The 7914-nt window shown below is 68.2% G+C and carries 7 protein-coding genes; 2 read left to right on the top strand and 5 right to left on the bottom strand.

The window, feature by feature from the left end:
• Positions 1 to 300: 300 nt before the first annotated feature.
• The gene (locus KUM49_RS20215) at positions 301 to 1233 is read left to right on the top strand and encodes a recombinase family protein (RefSeq protein WP_217238288.1); all 933 of its coding nucleotides are present in this window, start codon (positions 301 to 303) and stop codon (positions 1231 to 1233) included.
• Between the two features lie 257 nt (positions 1234 to 1490).
• Here KUM49_RS20215 and KUM49_RS20210 read toward each other — a convergent pair whose 3' ends face one another.
• The 3 genes from KUM49_RS20210 to KUM49_RS20200 are packed head-to-tail and all read right to left on the bottom strand — an operon-like array spanning position 1491 to position 5467.
• A complete protein-coding gene (locus tag KUM49_RS20210) occupies positions 1491 to 2279 on the bottom strand; it encodes a hypothetical protein (RefSeq protein ID WP_217238287.1) in 789 nt (262 codons plus the stop codon).
• A 51-nt stretch (positions 2280 to 2330) separates the two neighbouring features.
• Positions 2331 to 2903, bottom strand: coding sequence for a hypothetical protein (locus tag KUM49_RS20205; RefSeq protein ID WP_217238286.1), 573 nt, complete (start codon positions 2901 to 2903; stop codon positions 2331 to 2333).
• The gene (locus KUM49_RS20200) at positions 2903 to 5467 is read right to left on the bottom strand and encodes a type II toxin-antitoxin system prevent-host-death family antitoxin (protein ID WP_308406675.1); all 2565 of its coding nucleotides are present in this window, start codon (positions 5465 to 5467) and stop codon (positions 2903 to 2905) included. The genes KUM49_RS20205 and KUM49_RS20200 overlap by 1 nt, the downstream gene beginning before the upstream one ends.
• Positions 5468 to 5829: 362 nt before the next feature.
• On the opposite strand from KUM49_RS20200, the gene KUM49_RS20195 reads away from it, so the two are divergent.
• Entirely contained in the window at positions 5830 to 6810 is a 981-nt protein-coding gene (locus KUM49_RS20195; RefSeq protein WP_217238285.1) for a hypothetical protein, read from the top strand.
• Here KUM49_RS20195 and KUM49_RS49820 read toward each other — a convergent pair whose 3' ends face one another.
• Both KUM49_RS49820 and KUM49_RS20190 read right to left on the bottom strand, forming a co-directional pair.
• Positions 6811 to 6939, bottom strand: coding sequence for a hypothetical protein (locus KUM49_RS49820; protein ID WP_302185457.1), 129 nt, complete (start codon positions 6937 to 6939; stop codon positions 6811 to 6813).
• Between the two features lie 470 nt (positions 6940 to 7409).
• Positions 7410 to 7607: a hypothetical protein gene (locus KUM49_RS20190; RefSeq protein WP_254401533.1), complete on the bottom strand. Its 198-nt coding sequence runs from the start codon at positions 7605 to 7607 to the stop codon at positions 7410 to 7412.
• Positions 7608 to 7914 lie beyond the last annotated feature (307 nt).

The following is a 7914-nucleotide window of genomic DNA, read 5'->3' as shown; positions in this document are numbered from 1 at the left end:
GGCTACCTCGACTGCATCCCGCGCGAGCACCACGGACTCGTCACCGCACTGCGCGCCCGGGACACCAACACCGCCCTCGACCTCTTCGCAGCACACCGTCGCCACGCCGTCGACGTGGTCGTCGGAACCACTGCCTGAGTGTCGGCAAACGATCGAATGACGACAGGCGCGACGGACGTCCAATGAACCCGTGCAATCCGGAGGTTCGCGGCGGCTCGAATCCAATCAGATCCGATGGTGATTGCTGACAGGGTTTGACGACAGATAGGGTCCGATCCTCCGTACGGAAGGGGCTCCTCGGTGGCAAACCTGGTCTACAAGCGGGTCTCGACCGACCAGCAGTCGACCGCCCGGCAGAACCTCGTCCTGGACGAGGCCGGGATCGAGAACCCGATCCCGTTCGAGGAGGAGGCTGGCACTTCCAGCCGCCTCCACCCGCTTGAGCGCCCGAAGTTCGGCGAGCTGCTGGCGTACGCGCGGCCGGGCGACACCGTGCACATCTCGGAAATGTTCCGCCTGGTGCGCGGCACCGGGCACATCCTCGATGTGCTCGACGTCCTGCACAAGGGCCGTCTCGCCCTGCGCATCCACGACGGCGCGTTCTCCGCGATGGACCTCACCGCCCGCCACCCGCGCACTGGCGAGCTGCTGTCCACGGTGAAGTTCATGGTGCAGACCCTCGCGGCCGCCGGCGAACTCCAGCGCGACCTCCAGCGGGAGCTGACGTACGACGGACTGCGGGCCGCCGAGGCCAAGGGCAACAAGGGCGGACGCCGCCCGGCCATCCCAGCAGAGAAGACCGACGCCGTGCGCACCGCGTACTTGGATGGACAGTCCATCGCCAGCCTCGCCCGCGTCCACGACGTCAGCCGCGGAGCCATCCGTACTGCCGTCGCCGACCTCCTGCCCGAGCACACCGCCGTCGACCAGGGCGCCCCGGCCCCGGAGCTGCTGGTCGTCCTCGACATGCCGGGCAAGGTCGCGGACTTCCTCCGCGCGGCCGACCTGGAGCCCGCCGAGCGCGCCATGCTCGACCAGGGCGTGACCGTACGGCGCGGTCAGGGCTACACGCTGCGCGTGAGCGCCGTGCCCTCGGTCCACCGCGCACTCCTCGCTCACTGCCAGCCTCTCGACGGCACCCAGGGCGCCCCGGCGATCCCGGCACAGCGCAAGGCCCGCCGCGAGTACGAGAACCGCGTCAATACCCTCTGGGCACCTACAGCCTGGCTGTGATCAATCTCGGCGAACCACGGTTCGATTGCCCCGGGGCCGATCCAAAAACTACTGGCGGGTTACTTGTCACCTTGTTCGCCGCTCGTTAACGGCACCCCTACACGAGGCGGATACCGTCCTGCTCAAGGTCTCGTCGTCGGGGGGCCTGACGCAAGAGTTCGTGCAGGTCCCGGATCTTCAGCTGCGCCATGGCCTCGTCCTCTCCCTGAAGTCGCCGTCGAGCCGACGGAGCTCAGCCGTTCGATCGCCGGTTCCGCTCATGAGGGCCCCAGGCCGAAACGCCAGTGCTTCGTGAAGCGCTCCAGCGTCAGCTCGGCGTCGAGTTCGTCGTTCCACACCCCGTTGAGCCACATCGGGACGGTGTCCAGGCGCTCGCAGACCACGACGCTCGCGGGCTGATGGGTCAGGTAACAGTGGCGCTCGTCCGCGAGCGTCCCGCCCGGCCCGTACTTCCCGTACAGCTGCCCGAGGCGTTCACGGTTGGCTTCGGCGAAGGCCTCCAACTGCCGTACGTAGCCCTCCTGCTGCTCGGCACTGACGGACTTGAGGACGACCGCGAGGATCTCCTCCGACAGGTCGCGGTCGAAGCCCGTGTAGCCGGTCACGGACACGAAAACCCGCTCGGCCGCCTCGAGTACCTGGTGCACCTGGTCCTCCCCCACGCTGTCGGCTGGCGTGGGCAGGGAGGCCCGTTCCGCCCTCGTCACGACCGGCGGCGTGTCCGTCACCGCGGCCGCCGTTCGGGCCTGGCGGACGGTGCGGTCGGCGATGTGGGCGAGCCGTCCGGCGATCGTCTCGACAGCGCGAAGCCAGCCTTCGTGGACCTGGTCGCTCCTGTCAGCGGGGGCCTGCGTATCCAGCTCGATGACTTCGCCCTGAGCGCCTTCCACGGCGCCGGCCTGGATGGCCGCGATGAGGGTGTGTACCTCAGCCGGGCTCGCGCCCGCGGCGCCGAGAAGCTCGGTCACACGCTGCTCGGCGTTCGCGGCCGTCTCTGCGTACACGGCGATCAGCGGTAACTTCCGCCGTTCTGGGGGGTGGCTCATGCTGTGGATTCCCTTGCTGCGACGGTTGGTTCGACTGGTTCGTGCGTGCTGCTACCTGACTTCGACGGAGTACGAGGCGCCGGGGAACGTCCAGCCGTCGGTGCCCTCGCCGATGTCCTCGACGATGACGTCGTCGATGAAGTGGTCCTCGAACTCGTCGTCGGTGAGTTCACCGGCGAGCCAGAGCTCCTCGATCGCGTCCCAGTTGCCCCTGGTGCCGTCGATCCGCAGGGGCGCGGCGTCCGCAGTGCCGCGTTCGCGTTCGTCGTCCCCGGTTGTGACGACGCCGCTGATCTCGTACTGGCCCCGCTTGATGTGGCGGGGGATGGGGTCGGCGGGGACGATGGCGACGTTCTCGTACGCGGTGTGGATGATGTCCAGGTAGCTGCGGCGAACGTTGTACTCGGCGTCGGACAGCCAGTTGATGAGGGTCTTGGCCGTGACGTTCAGCCCGGCGTCCGCAAGGGCCTGCTGCCCGCGGTGGGTTGCGGTGAGCTGGCTGAGCTGGGCGTGCCAGTGCTTGGCGGTGTACGACGACAGCCGGTGGCGAGGGGTGACCTGGGAGCGCAGGAGATCGCCCAGGGCTGCGCCCAGGGATCCTCCGTGGCCAGTGGGGCCGGCCATCAGTCGTCACCTTCCAGGATGGTCTCGCCGGCCTGGACGAACTTGCGCTTCACTTCGCCGAAGCCGGTCCCGATCCGATACGTGGACGGCGGCGTGCCGGGCGGAGTCCAGAAGATGGCCTGGTCGACGTTGCGCAGCGCGACGAGGGTGTGGCCTTCCTGGACGGCCTTGAAGGCGACGGTCCAGTGGCGGACGGAGGCCTCGGCGACCATGCTCATGCGCCAGTCCGGCCGCCAGAACGGGGACCGCTGCGCGGGGCGCTTGGGCCACAGCAGGCGCAGCGCGATGGACAGCCGGGTCTTGTAAGCCTTGTAGGGGTCGCCGCCGACCTGGACGAGCTCGGTGCGTGCCTTGCGGGTGGCCTCGTAGAAGGGCTTGAACAGTGACTCGTTGGCCTTGCCCGTCCAGGAGTCGTGGATGGTCGGCATCGCGGCGAGGTGGTTGTCTCGTGCGAGCTTCACCAGCTGCTTGATGTGGGGGGTGGTGACCCACACGCGGCCGTCCTCGTCGGGCCGGTCGATGATCCGCCCCAGGGGGTGCGGCATGTCGGTGCGGTTCCACTCGGGGATGTCGATGAAGTAGATGCCGGCCCCGGCCTTGTCGTACGCGTCGAGCGGGCCGGTGTGCAGGAGCTTGTTCGGGGCGAGGGGAACGGCCGAACAGGCGGAGGGAAAGCTGCCGTTGCGGTCGATCAGGCACAGCATGCCCTCGCCGAACGAGTCGGGCACGTCGAGCTTGTCGCGGCGGACGCGCTTGCCGTTCGCCCTGACGTGGGGCACGCGGGTGGCGGTGACGTCGGGATGGACCCAGCGGGGCTCGCCGTCCATGTGCTCGCTGATCAGCGGCCACGGGCCGCTGTCCCGCTCCTCCTTGCGGATGACGGAGATCGGGTGCATCTTCGAGCGGCCGACCGCGTCCTTGAGGATCTTCAGGGCCGGGAAGACGTGCCCCTCGGGCTCATCCTCCTCATCCCCCGGCTTCAGACCGTCCTCGCCGTCTTCCTCATCCTCCGCCGCGTTTTCCTGGGCCTGTCCGCTGTCCGCCGGAGCGTGGACAGGGGCCCCGGCAGCAGCGGCCTGACCGGCACTTGCGGCGGTGTCGGCGGACACGGGCTCGCCGTAGGGCCGCAGCGCGGCGGCGAGGCGGTGCCCCTCATGGGTGTCCGGCATCTCCGCTACCGCTGCGGCGGCCTGGAGCAGTGACGGCAGGATCCCCTTCAGGGCTTCCTGGTCACCATTGGCGACCGCGGCCCGCCATGCCGCCAGCTCGTGGGTGAGGGCGGCAGGGATCCCCTGGTGTCCGCCGGACGTGTAGGGAAGGGCGGCTTCGGCCAGTTCCAGCGCCGCCGTTCCACCAGCGGACACCGAGAGCCCCGGTCCCGCCGGGCTGTCGGCGCGACCGAGGGAGGCGGCGCCGACATCGAGGAAGCGGGCGTGGAGCAGGTCGGGCTGCAGGTACGCCGAGCCGATCGTGCCGAAGTCGCGCTCCGCGACCGTCACCTGGACCCGGGCAGGGTCCTCGGTGGGCGTGAGCGTCAGCATGACGTCGGCGTCCAGGAGACCCAGGAGTGCGGGATCGTCACTGTCCACGATGGCGAGCACCGGCACGTGCAGCGTGCGCGCGAGAGTGGCTAGGACCTGCGAGGCGTCCGGGAGACGGTCCCCGGACAGTGGCAGGCGGGCGCTGTGGGCGGTCTGCAGGCGGTCCACGACCACGAGGGCCAGGCCCTCCATGTGCGGGGCGGTCTCCCTGATGTCCTCGGCGGTCAGGTCGCTGCCGTCATCGATCATCAGGAGGTCGCCGGCCTGGACGAGCTGGTGGGCGACTTTCTGCTCATGCTCGGTAAGGCGGCCCTGCTTGAGTCGCGCATATTCGCCGCCGGTCTCGGCGGAGATGATCCGGCGGAAGATGTCGTCCCGGTTCGGTCCCGAGGCCGCGTACAGGACCATGGCGTGGTCGACAAGCGCCGTCTTCCGTGCGGCCGCCAGACCCAGCAGGCTTCCGCCGACACTCGGACGAGCTGCCACGAGCGTCAGCTTGCCCCGCTGCAGACCGCCTGTCGCGGCGTCCAGGCCGGGCAGCCCGAAGGTGGGGCCACCGGCAGGGCCGTCGGTGAGTACGGAACCGATGGCGTCGCCGAGCGTGGCGAGCCTGCGCGGCGTGCTGCCGCGGTCCTTGTTGCCTTGGCTGTTCACCGCACCTCCTGCGGTCGCCGCGCCGGGGTGCGCGGCCGTGTCGGACGAGAGGGCATCAGAAGAGGAGTCGGCGGGAAGCAGCACCGCGACCGGAGTGGTGTTGCGCAGGAGCACCTGCGGTTGGCCCTGGGCTGCCAGCGTGACGAGGTCTCCGAAGTCCCTCTGCGCCGTACTCAGCACATGAGCCGGGAAGGCATCGGTCTTCCGGGCTGCCGGAAACCGGTCCAGCGGCGCCAACAGAGCGCGCACCTTGTGCTTGGTGATCACCGTGGCGTGACCCTCTTCTTCAACGAGCTTGACCAGCGCGTACAGCTTGTTCCGCGCCGTGGTCGCATTGATCGCGCCCTCTTCCTGTGGTGACTGGCTCACTCACCCTCCTCGGGAACTCAACTCCCCGTCATCCTAGCAGGATTCACCCAGTTAGCTTGTATAGTCACTATGTTCTTTAAAAATTTCACTCACTATTGGTGACTCTACGGTGTGTGGGTTGACGGATCGGGGTGCCGTGGCCGATCAGGAGTGGACAGCAGGGAGGCCGGGACCACCGGCCCCGGCCTCTGCTCCGCACCGTCCGCAGGCGATCACATCCGCCGAACCGGCGGACTCAGCTCGCTTGCGGGTCATCACTCTCCTCTTCCTTCTTGCACAGGCAGTTGCCGGGCTGGCGAAACTCCTCCCGCTGTCAGTGGCGGGGGCTAGGCTTCCGGGCCTGATCGTGAGCAGGGGGACGAATGGCAAAGATCACTGGAGTCGATGCGAGCAGAATGAGGCAGGTCGGCGATAGCTACACGCCACCGGACTGGGATGCGCTTGCCGAGGAACATGCTCTTGCCAGGCAGCGCCGACGGGCCGTGCTTGTCGCGGGCTTCGGCGTTGTCTTCATCGTCTTCGCGTTCGGGCTTCTTCTCCTCCTTGGAGACTTTGGGAAAGGGGGCGCTGGCGAGCAAGGTGTGACCGGCGTCGAAGACGAGCCGCCGCCAAACGCGGTAGTTGACCTGACGCCGTTTACGTGGATCACGGCGGCGGTGATTGTTGTTTTGGCCGTCGCGGGCGTCTTCTATCTCGTAACCCGTCGCCGATACATGGCGAACCAGAACGAAGGCTTCGCTGCCAAGCTGAAGGCCCGGGAGGAATACCACCAGCAGGCTCTGGAGAAGCTCCGCAAGACGACCGAGCTGGCCACGCTCATGGAGCTGAACCAAGGCCAGATCGGCGAGTACCACCGCATCGTCACCGACCAGGCGGACAAGGCGTTCAGGTCGTCCCGTACGGCGATGGGGGTCGGGCTGCTCCTTCTCGTGTGCGCGGCGTTCGGCGGCGTGTATGTGCCTTTGGAAGAGATCCGCTGGTTCATCGCGGCGCTGGCCGCGTTCAGCACGCTGCTCTCGGGCTACCTCAGCCGGACGTACATGATTCTCTACCGCGAGTCGATCAGTCAGCTCAACCGGTACTTCGATCAGCCGGTGCTCAACAGTTACTACCTGACGGCCGAACGGCTCACCCAGAGCCTTGACCGTGAGCACGTGGTGGAGATCCGGCGGCAGATCATCAACGAAGTGCTGGCGACCAGCTCGCGCCTTGGTGCGAAGGGTGCGGACACCGCGCCGGCCGCCGTCAGCGCGAAGCCGAAGAAGAAGCTGCCCAAGAAGCAGACGGCCAAGAAGCGCGTACCGAAGCAGGGCGCCCCCTCGCAGAACGGCCAGGCGAACTGATCACCCGCCCTCCCTGAATTGATCGAGCAACCCCGCCTCGTCCAGCGCTGCGAGCGCCTGCCGGGCGACGAAGTGCAGGGCGGTCTCGTGCCGCCCGCGCTCCGAGGCAGCCCACCGGGCCACCTCCATGAGGCCGCGCAGTGCATCCCTGGGACGGTGACTGCGTCGTCCCGCTCCTTCCACGAAGCCCCGTCGGCGTCCTCATGCCAGCCCTTGTGCTGCTCGCGCTTGATGCACGGACCGAGCGACTGCCGCGCCCGACATGTCCCGCACAATGCGCACGTCGCCGAGGCGGTACAGCGCGACGGTGACGGTGCGGTGCCGGCCGACCTCGCGCTCGTAGGTGCCGGGGCCGGGGTGATCCACCCGGCGGCCTCGACGTACTTCCAGTCGGCCGGGTGCCGGATCTCCAGAACGTCGGCGGCGCGGTGATGTACTGCTCGCCGTCTGCCTCGGCGGCCAGCGTCTCCAGGTCGGTGATCAGGTAGCGGCCGCCCTTGCCCAGGGTGATGCGCCCCTCCTCGCCCATCCGCGCGATGCCAAACAGGGGGTGCCGGTAAGAAGCCTGTCACCAGCCGCAGACCGGCGTATGGGCTGGTTCAGGTGAGGAGTGTGGTGAGGGTTGCAGTCACGGCGGCGGCGAGGGTGATAACGGTGGCGAAGGTGGTGGCGGCGCGGGTGAGGGCGGAGGGGTAGGTGGCGCCTTCCATGCGGGCGAGTGTGCCCGCACCGGCGGCGGCCAGCAGCGCAATGACGAACACGACGGTGATGGTCAGCAGGACGACAGCGACGGCCACGGCAAGCTCCCTGTACTCGGTGGGGTGTTGACGTGGTCGAAGGTCGTGGAAACGGTGTCCGCCGGGGTTCGCCGGGACGAAGATGGACACCCGCGAACACGTCAGGGTCTCGGGGGCGAGCACATGCGCGGCGAACAGAGCGGCGACGGTCCGGCACTCACCGAACTGCGCGAGAGGCTGGCTGAGAGGCTGGCCCGGGCTCGGTTGACTAAGGGGTGCTTTCAGAAAGCCGGGTGCTTGCGGGCGAGGGTCATGCAGTGGGCGAGCTGGAGGAAGGCGTCGTGCATGTCGTCTCTGGTTTCCCAGC

Origin of the sequence: Streptomyces sp. AC555_RSS877 (genome assembly GCF_019049245.1) — a bacterium.
Classification (GTDB): Bacteria; Actinomycetota; Actinomycetes; order Streptomycetales; family Streptomycetaceae; genus Streptomyces.
Note: the sequence above shows the minus strand (reverse complement) of the source record. Positions and strands in the feature narration are given on the sequence as shown.

Excerpts from the sequence above, each read along its gene's own strand:
- KUM49_RS20195 (WP_217238285.1), top strand. The coding sequence starts at position 5,830 with ATGGCAAAGATCACTGGAGTCGATGCGAGCAGAATGAGGCAGGTCGGC.
- KUM49_RS20205 (WP_217238286.1), bottom strand. The coding sequence starts at position 2,903 with ATGGCCGGCCCCACTGGCCACGGAGGATCCCTGGGCGCAGCCCTGGGC.
- KUM49_RS49820 (WP_302185457.1), bottom strand. The coding sequence starts at position 6,939 with ATGGAGGTGGCCCGGTGGGCTGCCTCGGAGCGCGGGCGGCACGAGACC.
- KUM49_RS20210 (WP_217238287.1), bottom strand. The coding sequence starts at position 2,279 with ATGAGCCACCCCCCAGAACGGCGGAAGTTACCGCTGATCGCCGTGTAC.